The following is a 23,555-nucleotide window of genomic DNA, read 5'->3' as shown; positions in this document are numbered from 1 at the left end:
GATCAAAGACTCCTCGATGAATGGCCGAGCGCAGGCTCAAGGCTATCGATAAACAGGCAGGCGGCGAGCAGATCGGCTGCGCCTCCAGGAGAGGCATTCAGGCTCAGCAGTTGCTGATCCAGCTCTTGCAGATAGCGACGCCCTGCCAGGCTGGCACTGCCGCCAGCATCCAGAACCCGCTGTGCGCCGCGCTGCATGGCTTCCAGCCCGGTCATTCCGGAACGGTGCAGCACGCAGGTGTCCGCCAGAGTGGTCATGATCGACAGCAAGGCATCCAGCCGGGAATTCTGCTCGCCACAGCCCGCCGCACGGCTGTGTTGCAGTTGTGGCAGGCCAAAGCGGGTGATCGCCGGGAAGCCAAGCTGCGCCTGCTCCCGAGCCCCCATCGCGCCGTAACGTCGTGCGACTTCGCGGCCATTGCTGGGCTGAGCGACGGCATAACGATCCTCGATCAGTGCCAACTGCGCAGCCCGCAAACAGATAGCCGCTGGCTTACAGTTTTCCGGTTCCAGCGCAGCAGCCGCCACCAGCAGGCCCAATGCCCATATCGCGCCGCGATGAGTGTTCACACCAGCAGTGGCGCGCAGCATGTCGCTTTCACCTTCGCGCCCGAGCCTGCCCAAGGCCTCACGCAACGGTTGGCCTACTTCACCGAACTCCAGAGCGGCATCGGCCATTTGCTTGAAGGTTGGCCACAGCGACAAGGCCGACGCATGCATCAGGCCCAAGTGCAGATCGGTGTGCGCCCCGCTGCCGCGCCGGTCCACCAATGCAGGCTTGGGTGACAGGTCGGCTTCGTCTATCAGCGCTTCCACAGCCATATCGGCCAGGTGCTCGCCAAGGGTAACGGGTGGCGAATCCAGTTTGAGTGCGCGCATCACCAGCTCCTGAATTTCGCAGGCGGGTTGTACAAGCCGCCAGACCACTGGACCAGCTCGGCAATGCTCTTGGCAGCAAGCAATTCACGGCTGGCATCGGTGCGACGAATCCCCAGGTCCTCCGGCAAGGCAATCAGGCCTTCACGGCGCATGCGCGCAGTGTCCTTGGGGTTGTGGCGCATGCCGATCACCGTCACGCCTGCCACGGCGGCAATCATCGCCTGACGCTCTTCAAGGCTGCGTGCCTTGTACAGATAGGCGATGCCCTCTTCGGTGAGCAGGTGGGTGACGTCATCGCCATAGATCATGATCGGTGCCAGTGGCATGCCGCTCTTCTTGGCCACTTCAACTGCATCGAGAGTTTCGACAAAGGTGGGTTTGCCGCCTTCCTGGAAAGTCTCGACCATCTGCACCACCAGCTTCTTGCCACGCTCCAGATAAGCCTCGGGAGCATCGCCACTCTGCTGGCGCATATCGAGCCAGGCCGGAGTTGCATGGCGACGGCCGCGAGGGTCATGACCCATGTTGGGCGCACCACCGAAGCCTGCCAGCCGACCGCGAGTAACGGTCGAGGAATGCCCGTCGCCATCGACCTGCAAGGTCGCGCCGATAAACAGATCCACCGCGTACTGCCCGGCCAGTTGGCACAACTGGCGGTTGGAGCGCAGCGAGCCGTCACGCCCGGTAAAGAACACATCGGGCCGGGCGGCGATGTAGTTTTCCATGCCCAGCTCGGTGCCGAAGCAATGCACACTTTCGACCCAGCCACTTTCAATGGCGGGGATCAGCGTCGGGTGCGGATTGAGTGTCCAGTTGCGGCAGATCTTGCCTTTGAGGCCCAGAGATTCGCCGTAGGTCGGCAGGATCAGCTCAATGGCGGCGGTGTTGAAACCAATGCCGTGGTTGAGCGACTGAACGTTGTGTTTTTCATAGATGCCGCGAATCGCCATCATCGCCATCAGCACATGCACCGGCTTGATGTGGCGAGGATCGCGGGTGAACAGCGGCTCGATATAGAACGGCTTGTCAGCCACCACCACGAAATCGACCCAGGAGGCCGGGATGTCGACACGTGGCAGTTCGCTGACGTCATCCACCAACTGGTTGACCTGGACGATGACAATGCCGTCGCTGAAGGCTGCGGGCTCGATCAGAGCCGGAGTGTCTTCGGTGCTCGGGCCGGTGTAGATATTGCCTGCCCGGTCGGCCATGAAACCAGCGGCCAGCACCACGTTGGGGATCAGGTCCACCACCAGCCGCGAATAGAGTTCGATGTAAGTGTGGATGGCGCCGACTTCCAGCAACCCGTCTTCAAGCAACTGGCTGATGCGCAGGCTTTGCGTTCCGGCGAAAGAGAAATCCAGCTTGCGGGCGATGCCCTGCTCGAAAAGATCCAGATGCTCGGCCCGACCGACACTGGGCATGATCATGTGCAGATCGTGAACCTTGGCCGGATCGACCTTGGCCAGTGCCCGGGAAAGAAAGTCTGCCTGCTTCTGGTTGTTGCCTTCCAACACCACACGGTCCCCGGAAACCAGCAAGGCCTCCAGCGCCGCGACAATCCGGTCGGTCGGCAACACCACACCATCGGCGAGGGCTCGCACCTGTTCGAGCCGCCGCTGTTTCTCACTGCGACGACGCGACCAGCGTGCGTCGGGGTTCATTATTGTTGTCATGATCACTCCACGAATTCGCTGTCGTGGGTCACCTTAGGAGCGAAGGGTGTGGAGCATCAATCAAGCAGGGAGCGGAATCGTTACGGTTGGAGTAATGAATCGGGATTCGGGCTGCTTTTCGCGAATGAGTTCGCTCCTGAATGGCCCATGAGTATTGCCAAACGATATACCTGCATGCGCCCATTCAATGATGGGCAAACTAAACTACATCCAATAAAGGAAGCACTATAAAAAGGAGCCAGACAATGAACACGCCTTGTTACCAAGCGAGGTTATATAACGCCACTCGCTTATACCTTCACTCAATCGCCATCCTGTTAACATTAGTTACGGGTATCACCGCCCATGCCGAAGACGACGCTATCTATGATGACAAAGAAACATTGGTACCTTCGGAATCCCTCGATAGAAAAAACGATATTTCTCAAGCCTCCACACAAGGTGTAATTGGCGAAGTATTGCTGTGGCAATTACGGATAAATGAAATATATGGAGGCGATGAAGATACGTATAATATTCCCGTTCTCGAAGAACAAGAGAATGAAATGAGGCGCGCGGGGGGATGGCAGCGTAGAAATATCTATATACCCACTCATGTTTATCTGGCGGTCGGCGATGAGATAACTCTGGACGTCAAAGACTATCCCAGCCTGCTTACACGCTGTTCCGCTCACACATTCGCCAACTTCGACAAGCCTTACGGGGCCTCGGCCACGAACAGCATGACCTTGAAGAAAAACTCGACTCAGGTCTACAAAGCAACCATTCCCGGCATGCTGATGCTTGCCTGTGTGGACGCCGGAAAGAACATGAATAACTGGAGCAGTTGGGGCCAATTTGTCAATATAAGCACCTCCCCGCCCCATGAAAACACGTCGCTCTATCTCTTCGGAGTAACACCAACGAGCGACTGGCCAGCGATCGCCAAAAAGCCTGATCCCTCAGGCCAGGTCTACCTGTTCAACGGCAGAACCGTGATGGACTTCCCTGCATCCGTCGCCTTGCAGCATGCCGATAAAGATATAGATGCCATGATGAGGGAGCACCTGATCGTTACAACCCGCTATGATCAATTCAATGGCTTTACATGGCAGACCGATACGCCACTTGATACTTTAGCCTTATCAATGTATCAGGCAAGCTTCAATATTTGCTGTATGTCTCATTATTACAACGGACTGGTCGGAATAGATTTTGGTGGAAACCGGGTGACCAGCCAGTGGGGCGACTGGCATGAATATGGTCACCAGAATCAACTGGCATGGAAATGGAACCACCTCACAGAAATCAGCAACAACTTGTTCTCGCTGGAAGCTTGCCGAATGTTGACAGGCAATAAAGTAGCCAACTTCCAGCGGTGCCACCCACGATTCGGAGCCTATATAATCTCGGACCCGGAAGCTGTAGGGCGATTCCTGGCAATGGAGGGGTTACCTGAAGTTCCCGACAACCCTGGAGATAAAACGTTAATGATGCTCGGGCAACTTTATATCTCCTTCCCGGACTGGCATGCACAGTTCGCCAAGGATTTCCGGATTGCCTATGCGCGAGGTGAGAATGCCGATGATTTCTCGACAGATCAGAAAAAGATCGACTGGTTTGCGGTTAATAGCAGCAGAATTGTCGGTAGGAATTTAAGTGGTTTCTTTGATAAGTGGGAGTTTCCTTACAGCGCAGAGGCGCGCAAAACCATCGTAGATCTCAACCTGCCAGACCCCATCAAACCCAGCGTGCAGTATTCGTCGGAATGGAACGTTTCTGCAAATCCAACGATTCAGGGAACAATAGCCATACCGGACTTCAAGTCTTTCATTGGCCTTGTTGCTTATGGCAAGGAGGAAGGTCCGACAGCGCTTCAAGTGATTGAGGGAGAGCACTATACAAAACTGAAAACGCTGGTGGTGGGCACACATAGAGAGCCTCACTACGTCGTCCTGCGCGGCACCCTCAGACATGGAGATTGTCCCGAGGAATATCCCATGCATGCGGTCAGGTCATGCTTGAGCAATGACCATAGCGTCTATTGGAAACTGAGCTATCACCTCTCGGACAATTTATTGCCTCTGCCCGACGATAATTACGAAGGTGTACTGAGATTGGCTATAAGGGCTGCCTCCGATTACAACTGGGGAGGAACGCTGACTGTTCCAATCAAGTTGAACGTCTCGAAGAGTCAATGACACAGGCTTCGCGAATGAATTCGTACCCGCGCAGGAGCGAGTTCATTCGCGAAAAACCCGTCTACCGCAACGACCGCTCCAGCAGCGTATTGGCCATCTCGATCAGATGAACCACAGAAAATGCCAGATCACGCTACGAGCCACTGAGGCCGTCGCCGCATTCGTATGCAGTGGCCATGGCGCAACGCAGCAGATCGGAAGCGCGGATAAGTGCTTCTTCGTAGCTCAATGCTTCGTTGGCGATGAAGTGGGCGGTGGGGATAACGGGTGGGTCGGGGGTGACTTTGAGCATCAGATACAACTCCAATAAACCAAAAGGAGCCGTCATCCATCGCTACCAACGATTGGGTGGCGGCCGCACGCAAGTTGGTAGAACCGGTTATTGGCACCCGGCGCGTCCAAGGACGCCATGCGCACGGCCACCAAAACACAGGCCGTAAAAAAGCGCCTCGCAAAAGGTGGCGCCTTGCGCCAATAAACTTTAGGTCTACCAAACCTGATCGCTGATTTTGCAGCGACGGCAGGAGGTTAGAGACCCGAATCACAGGGCGCAAGCGGTCGGGATTTTCTCGGAAATTTCACTCAAGGGAAAGGGAGGCGTCTTGCTATCTGTGGCTGAGCGAGGTGGATAACGTGCTCTTCGTCGGCAGGCCCTGTCGGCGCTTGCCTGATACACGTAGATAAGCCATTGCATATACAAACGTCATTACATTGAGAATTACAACCATGGCATCAATCAACGTTCGTATCGATGATGACCTCAAAGCCCGTGCTTACAGAGAGCTGGAAAAGCCAGGTGTAACGCCGTCGGAGCTGATGCGCCAAGCGCTGCAGTACGTAGCTGAGCGCGGGCAACTCCCATTCAAGACCGCTCTGATGACAGACGAGGATGAGGCACTCCTCGCAACCGTTCGCGAGCGTTTGGCAAATCCCCAGCGAGTGAAGGTTTCGCTGGATGATCTATAGCCAGTTCGATGCGCGAGCCTTAAAAGAGTGGCACAAGCTGGGGGACACCGTTCGACAGCAGCTCAAGAAAAAGCATGGGAAGGTTCTCTGGATGTGAGCCGATTGTTTTGCTTATTCGGCTCACCATATGAGCCGAATAAGTAAAATATTCGGCTCAACTGCCCCGCAACACCTCCAGCGCCTCATAAGGCACTCGGGTCCAGTACTCGATCCGCTCCCTGAGCAGGTCGGAAGCCTCACGATTCTTATCCCGGCTGTCAGCAACAAACACCTGGCCCGGTTGTTTGGCGTGCTGGGCCGTCGCCAGCAGCGCCTTGCTGCGTTGCGCAGCATCAAGCCCGAAGAAATCAGCCAAGTGCCCGTCCATCGCGCCTGGCAATTCCCGGTAGTTCACCGGCAGGCCGCCAAAGGCGCGGCAATATTCAAGGCCGAAGTCGAGGATCCGGCCCAGCCGTTGCGCGATATAGTCTTCTCGCGAATCGGCCTGGCGCTCGCCATCCAATAAGCTGGGACCAATGATTCCCGGCACCATATGCATACCCGCGCGGCGGATATGGGAGACGGCGATTTCCAGAGGCTCGCGGTATACGAACATCCACGGCACGTCAGGAAAACATTCGTGCAACAAAGGCAATTCACCGATGTTCCACGCATCCAGTTTGATCACCAGTTTCTGCTCGGTGCCGCGTCGTTTCTGGCCATAAGCGGCGAGCAAACCGCGCAGGGCGGCACGCCGGACAACGGGATCAAGCGCGCCCCGCAGCAGCGCATCGAGCGGCGGAGGTTCGGAGATCACGATTGCTTCATCGAGCCGGGCCAGCATCTGGCCGATCAGGGTCGAGCCGCAACGCGAGGCGTGGTGGACGAACGCCGTGGGTTGAATCGCAGGCAGTTGCCATTCACAGAGCACGGCAAGCGGTGTCTCGCGTCGGAACGCCTGGTTGAAAGGCAGGCGCAGCGCTTCGTCCACCGCATCGCGAAAGAAGGGTTGATCGAGCTTGCGGTCACCAAACCAGCACCAGTCCACCCGCCACTCTTCAGCTTCCTGCCAGATGCGGATCGGCAGCCAGTCTTTCAGGCTGTCCATTGTCGGTTCCATTGATTGCGCCCCAGACGCATCGCGGCGCGTATGTCTTCACGACCGAAATGCAGACCGCGCTCGGCACCCAGCGCCAGGGTACGGGTGATGAAAGCCTCGCTGTCCGGTTCGTCCTGCAAGATGCGACACAACCGGGAATCGCACTCCAGCAAGGCCCTGAACTGTGCAAAGGCTTCGGCTGCCCGGCCTTGGCCAGCGGGTGGGGTTGTGGATAAACCGGCTTCGATCTGCTGTTCAAGCCAGGCATTGGGGCGGCAGTCGAGCACCAGATGAACACGCTCTTGCTGCCCCCAGTTATCGACGCTGTGGGGCCGGGCCAGATCCAGAAACCAGCACTCGCCCGCACTCATCGGGATGCGCTGGCGGTCCAGCATGAAATCCACGTCCGGCGAACTGAGCAAGGGAATGTGCAAACGACGATCAGCCTGCGGTCCGCCGAGGTCGTAATCGCGGTGTTCGTGGATTCGGCTACCCGGCCCAAGTCGCAGCAAGCGGGCGCTGCGAATATCCAGCGGCAGGTCGTGCAAGGCAGCAGCCCAGCGGTCGTCGGCTTGCCAGGGATCTCGGGGGATAGGTTCGCCTGCACCTGACGATAACTCCGTCAGGGCGTCGGCAGCGGAAACCAGCGCGACACCGGACCACTGCCCTTCGTAGTAACCGGCATTGAAATGCGCGGTCCAGGCCGTATCGGCAATACGCGAGAGCGCCTGTAACAGCAGAGGCAAGTCCACTGTTACAGGCAGGCGGGAAAAGGCCGGAAGCACGGATCCGCTTACTTGGCCTGTACTTCAGCCGCTTTCACGGGCTGGGCGATGTTGCCGGCAGACCATTGGTTTTCACGCGACGCCAAGGCACCCGCGATCACTTGAACATCGGTCGAAGGCAGTTGCTCCGGCAATGGATCAAGCCCGGCGCTGGCGAAGATCTGGCCATAGGCATTGCGCAGGTCGGCGTAGGCCAGGTCACGGCGCAGGTCGGCTTGCAGGGTATTGAGTTCGCCCTGGATCAGGTCCAGTTCACCAATACCTGCCGCCTTGTAACGGTTGCGCAGTTGACCAACGATTTCGCCGTCGATGCTCGACAGTTGCTGGCTGGTCTTGAACTGGCGCAAGGCTTCACGGTAGTTGGCGTTGGCCACGTAAAGCTGAGCCAGTACGGCAATGGACATGGCCTGACGACGCGCCGCAGCGACTTCTTCACCGGCCTTGGCCACATCGATGGCCGCAGGAGCGGAGATCACGTTGAACAGGTTCCAGGTGACCTTGACGCCCATGTCGGCCCATTTGTCATTGACCAGGAAGGAGTTGCTGTCGTAATGACCACCCGCGGAGAACTCCAGGCCCGGCAGCAGACGCAGCATGGCCTTGCGGGTTTCGGCAGAGCTGATGCGGGTCTGGTAATCCTGCTCACGCAGTTCCGGACGGCTGGCCAGGGCTTCGTGTTCAAGCACGCCCATGTCGACCTTGAGTTCCGGGATCGAGTAATCGTCCGGGGTCGCCAGGGTCAGTTCGCTGCCCAGTGGCAGGTTGATCAGGGTCGACAGTTCGGTCTTGGCCAGAGACAGCGCCTTGCGCTGCTCTTCAAGCTGACGGGTCGCCTGGATCAATGAACGCTGGTAGCTCAGCGCCTGAACCGGGTCGCCGACGCGCTGTGCGCTCATCTTCTGGCTGTTGCTCTGAGCTTGTTCGACGCGGGCCATCAGGCTGTCGATCTGCTTGAGCAGACGCTCGGCCGCCACCGCACGCCAATAGGCCGAGCGCACGTCCTGAACGATGGTGTTGACGACTTTGCGACGACGCTCCTGAACGATCAGGCGCTGGTCACCCTGCTGCTTGGCGCTGATGTAGCTGACGCCGAAGTCGAGCACGTTCCAGACCATGGTGAGGTCGGCGACACGACGGCTGCGATCCTGGGAAGTCGAGGGTTCCAGAGACTGGGTGCCAGTCTCGACGCTTTCGCTGCTGGAGGCGCTGACGTTGCTGCGTCCGGCATAACCTGCGGACAGCGCCATGCGTGGCAACATGTCGAAGCTGGCAAGGTCCAACTGACGCTTGGCCAAGGCTTCTTCCATGATCTTCAGACGCGCTTCAAGGTTGTACTTGACTGCACGAGCCATGGCCTGGTGCAGGGTCAGAGGGCCATTCAGTGGCTCCTGATCCTTGTACATCAGTTGCAGATCGCTTTGCGCACGTTGCTCACTGACACTACGGTCGATAGGTTGACTGGTGACAGCACAACCACTGACTATCAGCGCCAGCAGGCTGACACTGAATAACTTCTTACTTCTTTTCATCCGTTCGACCGCCCCTGACTACCCATTCTTTTTTATAAGCGCCGGGATTTGCCGGCGCCTGACTCAAACCTTGTCTCAGGCCTGCACTTCACTGATACCGGCTTTCCCCAAAGCCCATGCTAGTTCATGCAGCTGTTTCTGCTCGCCATCCTTGAGCAATTGCAACTGTTGCTCCAGTGTCAACGCGCCAAAGCTGCCACGAATACCTTGTGAGGAATCGCTCAGGCCACGGCTGCTACCGCTGTCAAAAGTACTTTGCGCCGAGGTGTCCGTGGAGGACTCGCGACTGAACAGCGTCGACAAGGTGCTGTTGCCGAACACGCCACCTTCCCCGCTGCTGAAACCAAGGAAACCGCCAGTGGCCCCCGTGCTGCCGCCAATCTCACTCGAGCTGAAGACCTGTGCAATGAAGCTTGGAGCCAACGCGCCATTGCTGATGAAGATGTTACCCAGAGGCGGCAGACCGTCGCCTGTGGTGCGCACCTCAAACAACGGCGCGAAACTCAGCGGCGAACCGAGATTGCCGGTCGGCGGGCCAAAGAGCGTCGGCTGCAATGGCAGGTTTGGCTGGCTGATCAGAGGGACCGAATCGCTAATGCGGAACTGTGGATCGCCACCTTGAGAAAGGGTAGTGACTGCGTAGCTGCTGGAGTTGGTGATACCGATACCGGTATTGCCTGCCAGGTCCGTCACATTACTGCTGTCGAGCGTGATGAAGTTGCTCGGGGCCTGAGTATTCGCTGTCGGGGTCAGGGTCGCCGTCCAGGTCAGGCCACCATCGTTGCTGGCCAGATTGGACAGGGTGCCGTTGGCTACGCTGAGGTCCGAAAGATCGAAGTTGCTGACACGTTCACTGAAAGTAAAGGTCACCTGAGTGGTCTGGCCCGTGGTCAGGTTCGGGTTGGCAACCACAATGCTCGAAATGCTGGGTGCCTGACCGTCAACAATGTAATTGGCAGAGTTGATAACACCGCTACCGGCGTTGCCCGCCAGGTCCGTAACGTTGCTGGTATCCATGACGACGAAGTTGGTCGCATCACTGATATTCGCCGTGGGTGTCAGGGTTGCGGTCCAGGTAATGCCGCCATCGCTGCTGACCAGGTTCGACAGAGTACCGCTGGCTACGCTGAGGTCTGACAGGTCGAAGTTAGTGACCGCTTCACTGAACGTGATGGTCACTGGCGAGGTTTGACCGATCCCCAGTGTGCTGTTGGCTACCACAATGGTCGCAGTCGGGCGTGACGTATCAATCGCATAGTTGTTGGAGTCGGTCGTGCCGCTGCCGATGTTGCCGGAAGCATTGGCGACGCCCGTGTTATCCAGCGTAATCAGGTTGGTGGTGTCGGTCACGTTCGCGGCTGGCGTCAGGGTCGCCGTCCAGGTGATACCGCCATCGCTGCTGCTGACGGCGCTCAAGGTGCCGTTGGCTATGGTCAGGTCGGCGTTGGTGAAACCGCTCACAGCTTCGCTGAAGGTAATGGTCACCAACGAAGTTTCACCGACTTGCAGCGCGTTATCCGCTACCACGATGGTTGCAGTCGGGCGCGCAGTGTCGATGGCGTAGTTGTTGGAGTTGGTCGTGCCGGTCCCGGTGTTGCCAGCCAGATCTGTCACGCCGGTGTTATCCAGGGTGATCAGGTTGGTAGTATCGACAATGTTGTTGGCCGGCGTGAAAGTCGCTGTCCAGGTGATACCGCCATCGCTACTGCTGACGGTACTCAAGGTACCGTTGGCCACGCTCAGGTCGCCATTGGTGAAACCACTCACCGCTTCGCTGAAGGTGATGGTCACCAGTGAGGTTTCGCCAGCGATCAGCGTGCTGTCCGCCACGACGATAGTCGCGGTCGGACGCGCAGAGTCGATGGCATAGTTGCCCGATGTCGTGATGCCAGAGCCCGTATTGCCTGCCTGATCGCTCACACCTGTGTTATCCAGAGTGATGACATTGGTGGAACTGGTGATGTTGGCGGCTGGCGTCAGGGTTGCGGTCCAGGTAATACCGCCGTCGCTGCTGCTGACAGCGCCAAGGGTGCCATTGGACACGGTCAGGTCGGCGTTGGTGAAACCGGTCACAGCCTCGCTGAAGGTGATGGTCACCAACGAGGTTTCACCAATGGCCAGGGCGTTGTCGGCAACCACGATGGTTGAGGTCGGGCGCTGGGTGTCGATGGCGTAGTTGTTGGAGTCGGTCGTGCCGCTGCCGATGTTGCCGGAAGCATTGGCGACGCCCGTGTTATCCAGCGTGATCAGGTTCGTGGTGTCGGTCACGCTGGCGGTCGGCGTCAGAGTTGCCGTCCAGGTGATACCGCCATCGCTGCTGCTGACGGAGCTCAAGGTGGCGTTGGCTATGGTCAGGTCGGCGTTGGTGAAACCGCTCACCGCTTCGCTGAAAGTAATGGTCACCAACGAAGTTTCACCGACTCGCAGCGCGTTGTCCGCTACCACGATGGTTGCAGTCGGGCGCGCAGTGTCGATGGTGTAGTTGTTGGAGTTGGTCGTGCCGGTCCCGGTGTTGCCAGCCAGATCTGTCACGCCAGTGTTATCCAGGGTGATCAGGTTGGTGGTATCGACAATGTTGTTGGCCGGCGTGAAAGTCGCTGTCCAGGTGATACCGCCATCGCTACTGCTGACGGTACTCAAGGTACCGTTGGCCACGCTCAGGTCGCCATTGGTAAAACCACTCACCGCTTCGCTGAAGGTGATGGTCACCAGTGAGGTTTCGCCAGCGATCAGCGTGCTGTCCGCCACGACGATACTCGCGGTCGGGCGCGCAGAGTCGATGGCATAGTTGCCTGAGGTCGTGATGCCAGAGCCCGTATTGCCTGCCTGATCGCTCACACCGGTGTTATCCAGAGTGATGACGTTGGTGGAACTGGTGATGTTGGCGGCAGGCGTCAGGGTTGCGGTCCAGGTAATACCGCCGTCGCTGCTGCTGACAGCGCCAAGGGTGCCATTGGACACGGTCAGGTCGGCGTTGGTAAAGCCGGTCACCGCTTCGCTGAAGGTGATGGTCACCAGCGAGGTTTCACCAATGGCCAGAGCGGTGTCGGCAACCACGATGGTTGAGGTCGGACGCTGGGTGTCGATGGCGTAATTGTTCGAGATTGTGATGCCGGAACCCGAGTTACCGGATACGTTGGTGAACCCGGTGTTATCCAGCGTGATGAGGTTGGTGGCATCGCTCAGGCCCTGGTTCGGCGTAAAGGTCGCCGTCCAGGTAATACCGCCATCACTGCTGCTGACGGTGCTCAAGGTGCCATTGGTCACCGTCAGATCAGCGTTGGTAAAACCGCTCACCGCTTCGCTGAAGGTAATGGTGACCAGTGAAGTTTCGCCAACTCTCAACGAACTGTCCGCTACCACGATGGTTGCAGTGGGCTGCATGGTATCGATGGTGAAGTTGGGCGAGTTGGTCATACCGGTTCCGGCGTTGCCGGCCAGGTCTGTCACGCCTGAGTTATCCAGGATGATCAGGTTGGTGGTGTCAGCGATATTGATATTCGGTGTGAAGGTCGCGGTCCAGGTAATGCCGCCATCGCTGCTAGTGATGGTGCCCAAGGTGCCGTTAGGTACGATCAGGTCGCCATTGGTGAAGCCGGTCACCGCTTCACTGAAGGTGAAGGTTACCAACGAGGTTTCACCGACCGAAAGGGCGCTGTCAGCCATTGTGATGGTTGCAGTCGGACGCACAGTGTCGATCGCGTAGTTGCTTGAATTGGTGGTACCAACGCCCACGTTGCCAGCAAGATCGGCCACACCGGTATTGGTCAGAGTGATGATGTTACTGGCATTGGTGACGCCTGCTACCGGAGTCAGTGTTCCGGTCCAGGTGATACCGCCATCGCTGCTGCTGACCGAACTCAGCGTACCGTTGCTCACGGTCAGGTCAGCGTTGGTGAAGCCGCTCACCGCTTCACTGAAAGTAATGGTGACCAACGAGGTTTCGCCAATGGACAGATTGTTATTGGCAACCACAATAGTCGCGGTCGGGCGTACGGTATCGATGGCGTAATTGTTCGAGGTGAGGGTTCCCAGACCCGCGTTGCCAGAAGCATTCGCGACACCGGACATATCCAGAGTGATCACGTTGGTGAGATCGGTCACGTTCGCGGATGGCGTCAGGGTCGCGGTCCAGGTGATACCGCCATCACTGCTACTGACCGGGCTCAATGTACCATTTGCCACAGTCAGGTCGGCATTGCTGAAACCAACCACCGCTTCACTGAAGGTGATGGTGACCGTTGGGGTCTCGCCGATCGACAAAGAACTGTCGGAGACAATGATCGTCCCGTTCGGGCGCACGGTGTTGATGGTGAAATTGCCTGAGTTGGTGCTACCGCTCCCGGAGTTGCCAGCCAGGTCTGTCACGCCGGAGTTATCCAGGCTGATCAGGTTGGTGGTGTCGGATATGTTGTTGGTCGGCGTAAAGGTCGCGGTCCAGGTGATACCGCCATCGCTGCTGCTGACGGTACTCAAGGTACCGTTGGGCACGGTCAGGTCGGCATTGGTAAAACCGGTCACCGCTTCGCTGAAGGTGATGGTCACCAGCGAGGTTTCACCTGCGGTAATGTTGGCGTCGGCAACCAGAATGCTGGAGGTCGGACGAACAGTATCGACGGCGTAGTTATTGGAAATGGTCGTGGCAAGCCCGGTATTACCTGCGGCATCCGTGACACCGGTATTGTCCAGGGTGATCACGTTGGTGGTATCAGAGATGTTGTTGGCCGGCGTGAAGAGGGCCGTCCAGACAATGTTGTTGCTGGTGGTCACTGTAGTCAGGCTACCGTTGACGACAGTCAGGTCAGCGTTGCTAAAACCGCTTACCGCTTCACTGAAGGTAATCGTCACCGTCGAAGTTTCACCGATAGTCAGTGTACTGTCCGCAACCACGATAGTGGCGGTCGGGCGCGACGTGTCGATTGCATAATTGTTCGATGAAACCGTGCCAGTGCCTGCGTTGGCCGACAAGTCCTGCACGCCGGTCATGTTCAGACTGATCAGGTTGGTAGCACTGGTCAGGTTATTGAGCGGCGTCAGGGTTGCGGTCCAGGTAATGCCACCGTCACTGCTGCTTACTGCGGTCAGGGTACCGTTGGCAACCGACAGATCCGCATTGTTGAAACCCGTTACCGCTTCGCTGAATGTGATGGTGACCAGCGAAGTTTCGCCCGCGATCAAGGATGTGTCCGACACAACGATGGTTGCGGTCGGAGCGACGGTGTCACTGACCACATAGTTGTTGGACGTCCCGGTACCGGTACCGATATTGCCCGCCGAGTCCTGCACGGCCGAACCGGCCAGGGTAATGGCGTTGGTCGAGTCCGCGACATTGTTGGATGCCGTCAGCGTCGCAGTCCATGTAATGTTGTTGGTGGTCGTGAGGTTGGTCAGGGTGCCGTTGGGAACGACAATCTCGGAAATATCCAGACCGAACACCGGCTCACTGAAGGTGAACGTCACGGCAGACGAACCACCCGACCCCAGAGACGGGTTGGCAATCACGATGCTGGAGATTGTGGGTGCCGTAACGTCAGCACTGTAGGTGATACTCAACCCTCCACCATCGTTGAAAATGTTATTGACCCCCGTTGGCGAGGTACCGTTTGTACCACCGCTGGTTGCCTGACCACCCGACCCGCTGACACCTACGTTGCCGCTCATGGCCGAGTTGTTGCTTGCCGTGATATTGAGCGTACCCCTGTTCCAGATGGCACCGATACCCCGGCCGCCGTTCCCGCCGATCGTACCGCCACCACCACCGCCACCGCCCGCACCGATGTTGCTGCTGATGGTCGAGGTGCCGATGATCGCCAGGGTGCCAGTAGAGCCGTTATAGATACCGCCCACCGCCGCGCCGCCTCTGCCGCCAGTGGCATCAAAGCCCGAACCGCCACCACCACCGCCGATGGTCCGTCCGCCAGAAGTCGCCGTACCGCCTGCGCCACCGTTGGTGTAGCCAGAAGAGCCAATGCTACCGGCACCACCGCCGCTCGCATTACCGCCACGCCCGCCCATATAAACAGTGTTGAAACCAGCACCGTTGCCGCCTGTGTTGGCTGAGGGCGCTGTAGGGAAATAGGTCCCGGCAACACCACCGGTAGCACCATTCTGACCACCAATACCGCCACCGCCACCACCGCCACCACCGACGGTCGGAGAGAGCACGCCACCGCCGCCACCACCGCCTGCAGCCGAGTTGGCTGTCACGGTGACGTTACGCAGCGTGAGGTTACCGGCGTTATTGATACCACCACCCACAGCGTCAGCCGCTGAAACCGCTGAACCACTATTGGCACCCGAAGTGCTGGCAACGCCTCGTGTAATGATCAGGCCGTCAAAGGTTGCAGTCGTGCCGGAGGTAACCCGGATCACACTGGTCCTGTTCTGGCCGTCCAGCGTAACATCCGCTACACCGTCGTTATTCAGGTCGCCATCAATGGTGATGTTTCTGTTGACCACCAACTGGGCGTCAAGCGCGACTGTCATGCTGCTGGAGAAGGTCACGATATCGCCGTTCTGGGCACTGGCCAGCGCTGCGCGCAAGGTTCCTGCGCCAGTACTGCTGTTGGAGGTTACCGTTATGGTCGCAAGCCCCCACTGGTAAGAATCCATTGCCTGCTGGGACAGCGCACCGATGCTTTCGATGCTGCCGGTCGCGATTTCCAGTGTCCAGTCGCCGCCCACACCGGTGCGGTTGGTCGATGCAGCGATATCGCGCCCGGTGAGTTGTGCAAGCGAATCGACGAAGCTCAGGCCCAACTCGCCTTCAGCGGTGTTACAGGCGTAAATCAGGATATCGCCGCCCGCGACCATGTCATTGCCGATCTCGGCCAGCAAGGCGCTGCGTTGAGCGATGTTGTCGGCCGACAGATAGCTGTTGCCCAGCCACAGATCACCCGAGTTGCCGTGAGCGATGATCTGCACCGAACTCACGCCCTGATGGGATTCCAGGTAGTCGGCGATCTGTTGCAGGCCGTCTTTGGTGGCATCGAGCATGACGACCTGGGCACCGGGCGCAACGCCTGTGAGCAGGCTGTCGGCGTCCTTGACCCGCGAGTCGACGAAGACCACGGTGCTGCCTGTTACGGTCGTTGAGGTGGTCGTGATATCTGCCGTGGCAGCCGATTGCGCATGGCTATCGCTACTGCTGTCTTTGGCACTGGCCTGATCGGTAGTCTTGGCAGCCTCGGCAGTCGCCTGGCTGTCCGACTGCGCAGCATCGGCAACGGTGGCAGCAACGGCGCCATCGAACAGCATTCGCGGCTCAAGGAACATGATCATGGGGGAAGCGGGGGATTTAGCATCCACGGAGGCCCGCTGTACAGTCGGCGACTTTTTCTTATTCCACCACATGTTGCTCACCAGAGATCGAACGTTGTAACACTGATATGGAAAACCGCGATCAATTGGTCGCGGCGTCGGATTTCATGCGGATCACGTTGGCAGCACTTGCCGAACCGTCATTCCAGAACGACAGCTTCGAATACTGTTCAAACAGATCAGGCGGCAGGATCGTGTGCCTGCTTTCAAAGGCAACCCTGGGTTTTACCTTGTGCAGGCCGGAGACGCCCAAGGCGTCGTCGAACTGCGGTGCGTCATAGGAGAGGTTGTTGAAGTCGTGCTCGAACCACGGCTCGCCGATGAATTCATACACCAGACGCATGACCCGCTCTGGGGCCTGGGCAAGCAGGTCGTAGTCGATCAGCAGCAGGGAATCGGCATTTTCGCCGTAATAGGCTTCCTTGAGCGAAGCCCAGGCAAACCCCACCAGACGGTTGCGTTGCGCAAGGGTCTCGACCCGGCTGTAGACGGTGTTGCGCTCGCTATCATCGACAAACAGTTTGGTGTTCTCGAAAGGATTGTTGCGATATACGCGCTCGATGCTGTCCATGATCCAGGCCACATTGCGCACACAGGCAATGACCTTGGACTTGGGGAACAGATCCATCAGGGCCGGCAGGCGAGAAGACCAGCCACGGTTTGTATCGAAAACGATGGATTTGTCGGTCTTGTCGGCGTAATAGGACTCGAAAATCCCGCGCAACAGGCGCCGGCGTGCGTTGATATCGATCATCGAAGCGAATTCGCTGCCCGCGCTGCATTGACCAAGAACGTTGGAAAACAACGAGGCAACCGGGCTGCTCATACCCGCATGAAAGCGGGGATTTTGCAGAAGAATGGCTGACAGCAGGGTAGATCCCGAGCGTGGCAGACCCGATATAAAGTGGAAGTCGTGCATCCGTTCCTCTGCCTGAGCCCTGTCCGTCTGAAAACCAATGTCAGCCTAACGTAACAATATGTACGCGCATAGTAGTACTTCGACATCAGTTCCCCGAACTTGAGCCAACACAGTCACAAAATGCGAACTTTTTTGGGTAAGCCTTTGTACTCAAAAGCTTTCCACATTCAATAGATGACAACTATCAGATGAATGGTCGGAAATCGGCCTGAATACCTGCCAGTTTTTTCCCAAAATCAGGAAGGAACGATTGAATAAACGTCATCTGCCAACCTGATTGTTTCAATCACGACATAGCTATGTAAAAGCGCAGCAATTCGCCAAACAGTGTCTACGCTTTCACATTGCCACTACCGAAGGCAGGTGCCTGAGTGGATCACGTGTCACCCCATAACATATGAAGGATGAGGGTTTATGGAAGTTTTTATGGGCTCGATCATGACGTTCGGCTTCCCCTTTGCACCCAATGGCTGGGCGCAATGCAACGGCCAGACGATGAACATCAGCCAGTACAACGCCTTGTATGCGTTGCTGGGCGTCATTTATGGAGGAAACGCGACACAGAATTTCATGCTGCCCAACCTGCAAGGCCGTGTGCCGGTCAACCAAGGCACAGGGGTCAACCTGACCAACCGGGTGATCGGCACGGTTTCAGGCGTTGAAAAGGTTACGGTCGCCATCGCCAACATGCCGGCTCACGTACACCAGATGAGCACGCTGACCGCAACGACCACCATCAACCTGGGTGCGCAGCCGAGCGCCACCGGCTCTATCGTGCCAACGGCCACCAACTGCTATGTCGGAGGCACAACAGCCGGCCCGACTTCCGCCAACATGTTTGCACCGGACCTGGGAACCGGAGCGCCTATCGTGCAGAAAGGCGTCTCAACAGCCATCACTGGCACCATGCAACCCGTCGGAGGCAGCTTGCCTATCGACAGCATGAACCCCTTCCTGGTCGTAAACTTCAGCATTGCCTTGCAGGGTCTTTTCCCTACTCGCAACTGACTTTCCGAGCCCAGGGAAGGGCTCTCCCACTCTTGCTGGAGTCGCTCCATGCTGCAAAACGTTACTGTCGAACATTTTCGTGCACTGCTGGGCAGCCCATGCTCGCTGCAACTGGACGACGGCAGTCAGTTGCCGATTACCATCTCGTCCATCGACGAAAAACCTCTGGCACGCCTCTCCGACAATGAGCGCCTGCCCTTCAGCGTCAGCCTCAATTCATTGGAGCCCAGCACCTTCGTCGATGGCCTGTGCGCCATTGAACTGCCGGAACTGGGCAAGCTTGAAGAAGTATTCGTCTCCCGCGTTCCCCCAATGGGGCGTGATGCGAACCTGGCCTATTACTGCATCAGCTTCAACTGATCAGTTGGCTTTGGACTGACCCGGATACCAGACCAGCCGCTCCGCAGCCACATCCCGCTCTTCGACCTGAAACCCAAGCGCCAGATAATGCTGGCGCGCATGAGGGTTATTGGCCCAGACCACCGTAGCAACAGGACAACAGACCTTTTCGGCAGCCTGTTGCACGCCTTGCAATACCGTCCGCCCGTAGCCCTTGCCCCGCGCCGCCGGAATGAACGCCAGATACAGCACACGAATTTCATTGGGGCCAAAGTCCACCACCAATGCGCCGATCAAGGTGCCAAGCTTCTCGATCACATAATGCATCGCATTGGGAAACCCGTTGCCCACGCCGGATTCCTGAACGCGAAACTGCTGAGCGATGACCTCCTCCACCAGATCGCGCTCGCCATCGATCAACTGCAAATCAGGTCGAGCCGAATGATAGAGCGACTGTATGAAAGGACTGTCCGAGTCACGTGAGGGCCGTACTTCCAGCCCGTCTGCATTGTTCAACATCAGTGTCGTCCTCTTTCCCTGGAAACCACTTTTCAAAAACCACTTTCACGAACGCCCAGTGCCGCCAGCCTTCGCCAGGTCGAGCCCAGTAGCGACTCACTGCGACCTTGCAATACCGCTACACCTCGCAACGGTTGAACCGGCGCTTCAATCTCGTCCATCACTTTCAAACGTACACCGTATTGCGCCTGTACCGGCTCGGCACGGTGGTTTTCGTCGCGGCGCACGGCAATCGGCCCGTGGTGATCGGACGCCAGCGCTTCCTGATCCAGATAGGAAACCCCGTTAGCGTCCACATCCAGCAGCTCGACCTGTAGCGACGGGCGCATGGGGTCGTCAGCGATAAAACGTCCCTTGTCTCCTGGCGCGATACGCCACAAGGCATCTTCAGCCAGATAACCACGGATGCGCGTACCGCCCTCGACGATCCGGGCCAGAGGCGTCTGGGTCGAAACCCAACGGCCAGGGCTCAATTGCGGCATGAGATCACGCACCTGACCGGCCTGAGGAGCACGCACCAGCAAGCGTTCGCGCTGGGCTGCCAGACCGCGATACTCGGCCACGGCGCTGGCCAGACGCTGTTCGATAATGCCAACGTCCGCAACCGTCTCACTGCGTCCTGCCTGACGGCGCATCTGCAATTGCAGGATCTCGATTTCCCGACGCACGATGGCCTGGCGCGAATCGACGTCTGGCGACTCCAGCTCTACCAACACAGCCCCCTGCTCCACCGCCTGGCCGTCCTGCACGTTCACCTGCTTGACCCTCGCGGCCACAGGCGCATGCAGGGCCGTCACCCTCCCGGCTTCCAGCATGACCGGCAGCTCGACACTGCTGCGCCAAGGCACCACCAGCAGCAATACCAGCGCCAACAAGCCTGCGCCGCTGAGCAAGACCCTGGGCGTATGAGCCTGTTCGCGGTTGGCCCACCAGTGGCGCGTTTCCTTGAAGATCGGCAGAAAGATGAACCAGCCCAGCTCCACCAGCATCAGGAAAATCCCCAGCAACTTGAAAAACAGGTGATAGACCGCCAGCGCAATCCCGAAAAACAGCACCGCACGCCACAGCCAGGACAGATAACCCCACCACAACAGGCGGCGCTGCATGGCCGGCGTCCAGGGTTCAGGCGCAGGCAGGCCGTAACCGAACAAGGCCTCGCGCAACCGCCACCGACACAAGGCAAAGGCCCGGCCTTGAAGGTTGTCCACTTCCCACAGGTCACTGATCAGAAAGTAACCATCGAAACGCATGAACGGGTTGAGATTGACCACCACCGTGGTCAGCCAGGTCGCACTGGCAAGCATGAACGCTGCCGTACGTGCAGGCCCGTCGGGCAGCAGCGACCAGGCCAGCAAAGCGATACAGGCCAACAGCATTTCGGCAAGGACACCACCTGCGCCGATCAGCAAACGGGCGCGCCGGTCATTCACTCGCCAGGCATCGCTGACATCGGTGTAGAACAACGGCAGCAGCACCATGAATGCAACGCCCATGCTCTGCACACGACACCCGGCACGCTTGGCCATGAAGGCATGGCCGAACTCATGACAGAGCTTGGCGAAAAACAGCGCCGCACCAAACGCCAACGCGCCACCTAGGCTGAACAGATGAGGGAAGGTTCCAATGAATCGCTGCCAGTCACGTGCGACCAGAAACACCCCGAGCCCCAACGTGACAGGCAGGCCATAGCGCAGAAGTGAGGGGCCAAAGCGTTTCAGCCAGGGCCAGGCCCGATTGAGAAAAGCATCCGGGCGCCACAGGGGAATGCGGAAGAACAGGTATTGATGCAACAACATCTGCCACAAGCCGTGACGCGAAGCAGCCGCCTTGTAGGCATAGCTTGCACGCTGGTCCGGGTCGGTCGAAGCGATCAGGTCATGGCTGCGAAGAAAGATCAGCAGCTCTTCCACTTCGTTATCGCCCAACGGCAGACCGGGCTCAAGGTTCGCGGCCTGCAACACCTGCGTGGCGTCACCCAGCGACCAATGGCGCAACAGGCGGATAGCCTGAGCGCCAAGCTTGAAATAGCGGCCTCGCACCGGATCGGCCAGGGTCCAGCGTGGTGACCCGTCGAGTGCAGGTGCGGCAGAAGAAAGCTGCAGATCCGCCCGCAGGCTGGGCAGCGCCATTTACAGGCCTACGCTCTGACGCAAACCAGCCAAAGGCCTGCGCAAGAGATACAACGCCAAAGGTGCTCGCTCGCCAAAGACCTTCGCAGTGCCGCGCAACCCGATACGCGGCGGCGCATCAAGGAAGCTCGCATCCAGGCGATAGGCCAGTTGACCACCTGGAGTCGGCTGCGCCTCATAAGCTGCACGCTCCAGACGAGCGGAATGGCGGTGCAGAGGGTCGCTGTCGAGGAACAGAGCGATTTCAGCGTCCGGCTCCAGAGCGATGGCATCGCCGACCGCCAATTCAATGCGCAGTTCGGCCTGGGACGGATCAGCGATTTCCAGCAGGCGCTCACCGGTCTGGACCGGCTTCCCCGTCCAGCGCTGGGCATCGGCAAAGACCGCGATACCGTCACGCTCGGCACGAACCTCGCTGCGCTTGAGCAATTCGCGGGCGTAATCGCGTTCTGCACGCTTTTGCTCGACGCGAGCCGCCAGCAGGTCGACCTTCGAGCTTGATTCGGCATCGGCAAAGGCGCGTTGCGAGTTGGCTTTCAGTTCGGCTTCGGCGACACCCAGCGTGCGCTCGGCCACATCGGCCTGAGCCTTGAGGGTGGTGTTTTCAAAACGCACCAGCAGGTCACCGGTCTTGACCGACTGGTTGGGCTTGATCAGAAATTCGGCAATCACGCCGTCCAGTGGCGCAGCCACCACGCGACCGGCCAACGGCACGACTTCGGCAGGAGCCAGAACCGACTGGCGAACCGGGATCAGCAGGCTCAGCAGTGCAACAGCCACCAACCCCACCTGACGCTTGCGACTCAAGCGCAGGCGCCAGGGTTTGCGCGGCTGCAACGCCAGCCATGCATGGCTGTAGGTATCGCCCAGTTGCGAAAGCAGAACCTGCTCGGGCGCAGCCCAGGGTTTGTCACGGGCCAGCCACAAGCCGCCGAACACTTCGCCTTTATGATCCAGCAACGGCAGCCAGAACACATGGGTGGCCGACAGGCTCTGCCAGTCTTCGCGAACCGAAGCGGTGAGCGCATCCATCGCAACGACACTGGCGGGCTTGGCTTTCTCCAGCTTGAACAACTGAGCGACCGCATGCTCGACGAACGCGACAAAGGGCGCATTGGGATCAATCACGCTGACGCCGGTCACTGCCCGCACCTTGCCGGCAATCACCAGCGCAGCATGGCGAAAGCCAAACAGCGGCTGGCCGTCATTCACAAGGCTGTAAGCCAGTTGATCGGTCGTGCGGGCAGCGCGGGTCAGACGTTCAAGATCGAGGAACTGGGCAAAGACCCGTTCCACCACTCCAGGTACAGAAGCGTTCACTTAAGCTCCGGGAAACGTGCAGTTCCGCTCATGCCCGCCAACAGGCCCTCGGACTTTGGCAGACCGGCCACCAGCAGCAAGGTCTGGCTGCCTTCATCGATCCGCGCACCAAAGCGCTTGATAGTGGCGGTCAGTGGCTTGCCGGTTTCGTCAGGCACAAAACTGAACGTCTGACCGGCCTTGAGCTTGCCCATCCAGCGGGACGGCACCAGAAGGTGGATTTCCAGAGTACGGTTATCGACGATCTCCAGCAGCGGCGTGCCAGCGGAAACGCTTTCATAACGCTGGACCTTGCGATCCACGACCTGACCGTCATACGGCGCAATCACGCTGCAACGTTTGACTTGAACCTGAAAGACGCTTGATTGCGCCTGAGTTTCAGCGACCTTGGCCTCGGCCCGAGCCACCTCGAATCGACCGACGGAGTTGAGCGCAGCCAGTTGCCGGTTGTGCGCCAGTTCTTCACTGGCACCACGACTCGCCGCCTGGGAAGCGTTGAGCTGGGCCTGATAGGCCGAGCAATCGAAACGCGCCAGCGTATCGCCCTTGTTGAAGGTTTCACCTTCGCGCAGCGGAAGATCGACTATACGCCCGGCCAGTTCACTGGCGAGCACCGCCTGATCCTGTGCGCGCAAGACACCACGCGCCTCACTGGAGGCCGCAGCCTGAGCACCTGTGGAAGCATTATCCAATAACGGATCAACCTCGGCCGGAGTCTGCGCCTGAGCGACACACACCACACCGAACAACCCGAAAAACAAACCGTGCAAACACCGCATACCGGAGACTCCTTGTCGGATGAAACCAGTCTACGGCAGCCGTGATAAGCGTCAAGCCAATAGCCAGTATCTTTGCTGGGTGCCGGCTTCGGTGTCTGGAATATTTCTGCTCACCCAGGCAGGAGCGAAT

The 23,555-nt window shown here is 58.4% G+C and carries 16 protein-coding genes and 1 pseudogene; 5 read left to right on the top strand and 12 right to left on the bottom strand.

Translation table 11 applies throughout. The annotated features are described in order from the left end of the window. Window positions 1-2: 2 nt before the first annotated feature. Both Q6A51_RS10255 and mdcA read right to left on the bottom strand, forming a co-directional pair. Window positions 3-878: a triphosphoribosyl-dephospho-CoA synthase gene (locus tag Q6A51_RS10255; RefSeq protein ID WP_201005175.1), complete on the bottom strand. Its 876-nt coding sequence runs from the start codon at window positions 876-878 to the stop codon at window positions 3-5. Beyond that, a complete protein-coding gene (gene mdcA / locus Q6A51_RS10250; RefSeq protein WP_304574731.1) occupies window positions 878-2,554 on the bottom strand; it encodes a malonate decarboxylase subunit alpha in 1,677 nt (558 codons plus the stop codon). Before mdcA ends, Q6A51_RS10255 begins: the two co-directional genes overlap by 1 nt. A 245-nt stretch (window positions 2,555-2,799) precedes the next feature. Between mdcA and Q6A51_RS10245 the strand changes: the two genes are divergently transcribed. Next, window positions 2,800-4,734 carry a M60 family metallopeptidase gene (locus Q6A51_RS10245; RefSeq protein WP_304574730.1) on the top strand — a complete coding sequence of 645 codons (1,935 nt, stop codon included), beginning with the start codon at window positions 2,800-2,802 and terminating at the stop codon, window positions 4,732-4,734. A 133-nt stretch (window positions 4,735-4,867) separates the two neighbouring features. On the opposite strand, the gene Q6A51_RS10240 is transcribed toward Q6A51_RS10245, so the two are convergent. Next, window positions 4,868-5,026, bottom strand: coding sequence for a hypothetical protein (locus Q6A51_RS10240; protein ID WP_405046137.1), 159 nt, complete (start codon window positions 5,024-5,026; stop codon window positions 4,868-4,870). A 434-nt stretch (window positions 5,027-5,460) separates the two neighbouring features. Here Q6A51_RS10240 and Q6A51_RS10235 point away from each other — a divergent pair, with 434 nt between their 5' ends. Further along, window positions 5,461-5,700, top strand: a complete 240-nt coding sequence (locus Q6A51_RS10235; RefSeq protein ID WP_304574729.1) for a type II toxin-antitoxin system RelB/DinJ family antitoxin — start codon at window positions 5,461-5,463, stop codon at window positions 5,698-5,700. Continuing rightward, window positions 5,690-5,788, top strand: a pseudogene (locus Q6A51_RS10230) (type II toxin-antitoxin system mRNA interferase toxin, RelE/StbE family); the annotation flags it as partial. The gene Q6A51_RS10235 and the pseudogene Q6A51_RS10230, both read left to right, overlap by 11 nt. Window positions 5,789-5,854: 66 nt before the next feature. Here Q6A51_RS10230 and Q6A51_RS10225 read toward each other — a convergent pair. From Q6A51_RS10225 to Q6A51_RS10205, 5 genes are all read right to left on the bottom strand, one after another. Beyond that, window positions 5,855-6,787, bottom strand: coding sequence for a sulfotransferase family protein (locus Q6A51_RS10225; protein WP_304574728.1), 933 nt, complete (start codon window positions 6,785-6,787; stop codon window positions 5,855-5,857). Further along, on the bottom strand, window positions 6,775-7,530 hold the full coding sequence (locus Q6A51_RS10220; protein WP_304574782.1) for an aspartyl/asparaginyl beta-hydroxylase domain-containing protein: 756 nt from the start codon (window positions 7,528-7,530) through the stop codon (window positions 6,775-6,777). The genes Q6A51_RS10225 and Q6A51_RS10220 overlap by 13 nt, the downstream gene beginning before the upstream one ends. Window positions 7,531-7,571: 41 nt before the next feature. Then, window positions 7,572-9,092, bottom strand: a complete 1,521-nt coding sequence (locus Q6A51_RS10215; protein ID WP_201005187.1) for a TolC family protein — start codon at window positions 9,090-9,092, stop codon at window positions 7,572-7,574. 75 nt (window positions 9,093-9,167) lie between these two features. After that, entirely contained in the window at window positions 9,168-16,349 is a 7,182-nt protein-coding gene (locus Q6A51_RS10210) for an Ig-like domain-containing protein (RefSeq protein WP_304574781.1), read from the bottom strand. A gap of 145 nt (window positions 16,350-16,494) precedes the next feature. After that, a complete protein-coding gene (locus tag Q6A51_RS10205; protein ID WP_304574727.1) occupies window positions 16,495-17,331 on the bottom strand; it encodes a sulfotransferase family protein in 837 nt (278 codons plus the stop codon). 414 nt (window positions 17,332-17,745) lie between these two features. Between Q6A51_RS10205 and Q6A51_RS10200 the strand changes: the two genes are divergently transcribed. Together Q6A51_RS10200 and Q6A51_RS10195 are read left to right on the top strand one after the other, a co-directional pair. Then, complete coding sequence (locus Q6A51_RS10200) at window positions 17,746-18,339, top strand: phage tail protein (protein ID WP_201018868.1); 594 nt, start codon at window positions 17,746-17,748, stop codon at window positions 18,337-18,339. A 48-nt stretch (window positions 18,340-18,387) separates the two neighbouring features. Continuing rightward, window positions 18,388-18,699 (top strand): DUF6916 family protein, encoded by a 312-nt coding sequence (locus tag Q6A51_RS10195; protein WP_201003835.1) that lies wholly within the window; start codon window positions 18,388-18,390, stop codon window positions 18,697-18,699. Here the strand turns inward: Q6A51_RS10195 and Q6A51_RS10190 are convergent, their stop codons facing one another. From Q6A51_RS10190 to Q6A51_RS10175, 4 genes are read right to left on the bottom strand one after another with little or no spacing between them, the layout of a single operon-like run. After that, window positions 18,700-19,197 carry a GNAT family N-acetyltransferase gene (locus Q6A51_RS10190; protein WP_304574726.1) on the bottom strand — a complete coding sequence of 166 codons (498 nt, stop codon included), beginning with the start codon at window positions 19,195-19,197 and terminating at the stop codon, window positions 18,700-18,702. Between the two features lie 32 nt (window positions 19,198-19,229). Next, complete coding sequence (locus Q6A51_RS10185; RefSeq protein WP_304574725.1) at window positions 19,230-21,326, bottom strand: HlyD family efflux transporter periplasmic adaptor subunit; 2,097 nt, start codon at window positions 21,324-21,326, stop codon at window positions 19,230-19,232. Continuing rightward, entirely contained in the window at window positions 21,327-22,646 is a 1,320-nt protein-coding gene (locus Q6A51_RS10180; RefSeq protein ID WP_304574724.1) for an efflux RND transporter periplasmic adaptor subunit, read from the bottom strand. After that, the gene (locus tag Q6A51_RS10175) at window positions 22,643-23,425 is read right to left on the bottom strand and encodes an efflux RND transporter periplasmic adaptor subunit (protein WP_201003843.1); all 783 of its coding nucleotides are present in this window, start codon (window positions 23,423-23,425) and stop codon (window positions 22,643-22,645) included. The genes Q6A51_RS10180 and Q6A51_RS10175 overlap by 4 nt, the downstream gene beginning before the upstream one ends. Window positions 23,426-23,555: the final 130 nt, after the last annotated feature.

The sequence above is a fragment of the Pseudomonas serbiensis genome (genome assembly GCF_030580745.1).
Classification (GTDB): Bacteria; Pseudomonadota; Gammaproteobacteria; order Pseudomonadales; family Pseudomonadaceae; genus Aquipseudomonas; species Aquipseudomonas serbiensis.
The sequence above is the reverse complement of the archived record's forward strand: the minus strand, read 5'-3'. Positions and strand labels throughout refer to the sequence as shown.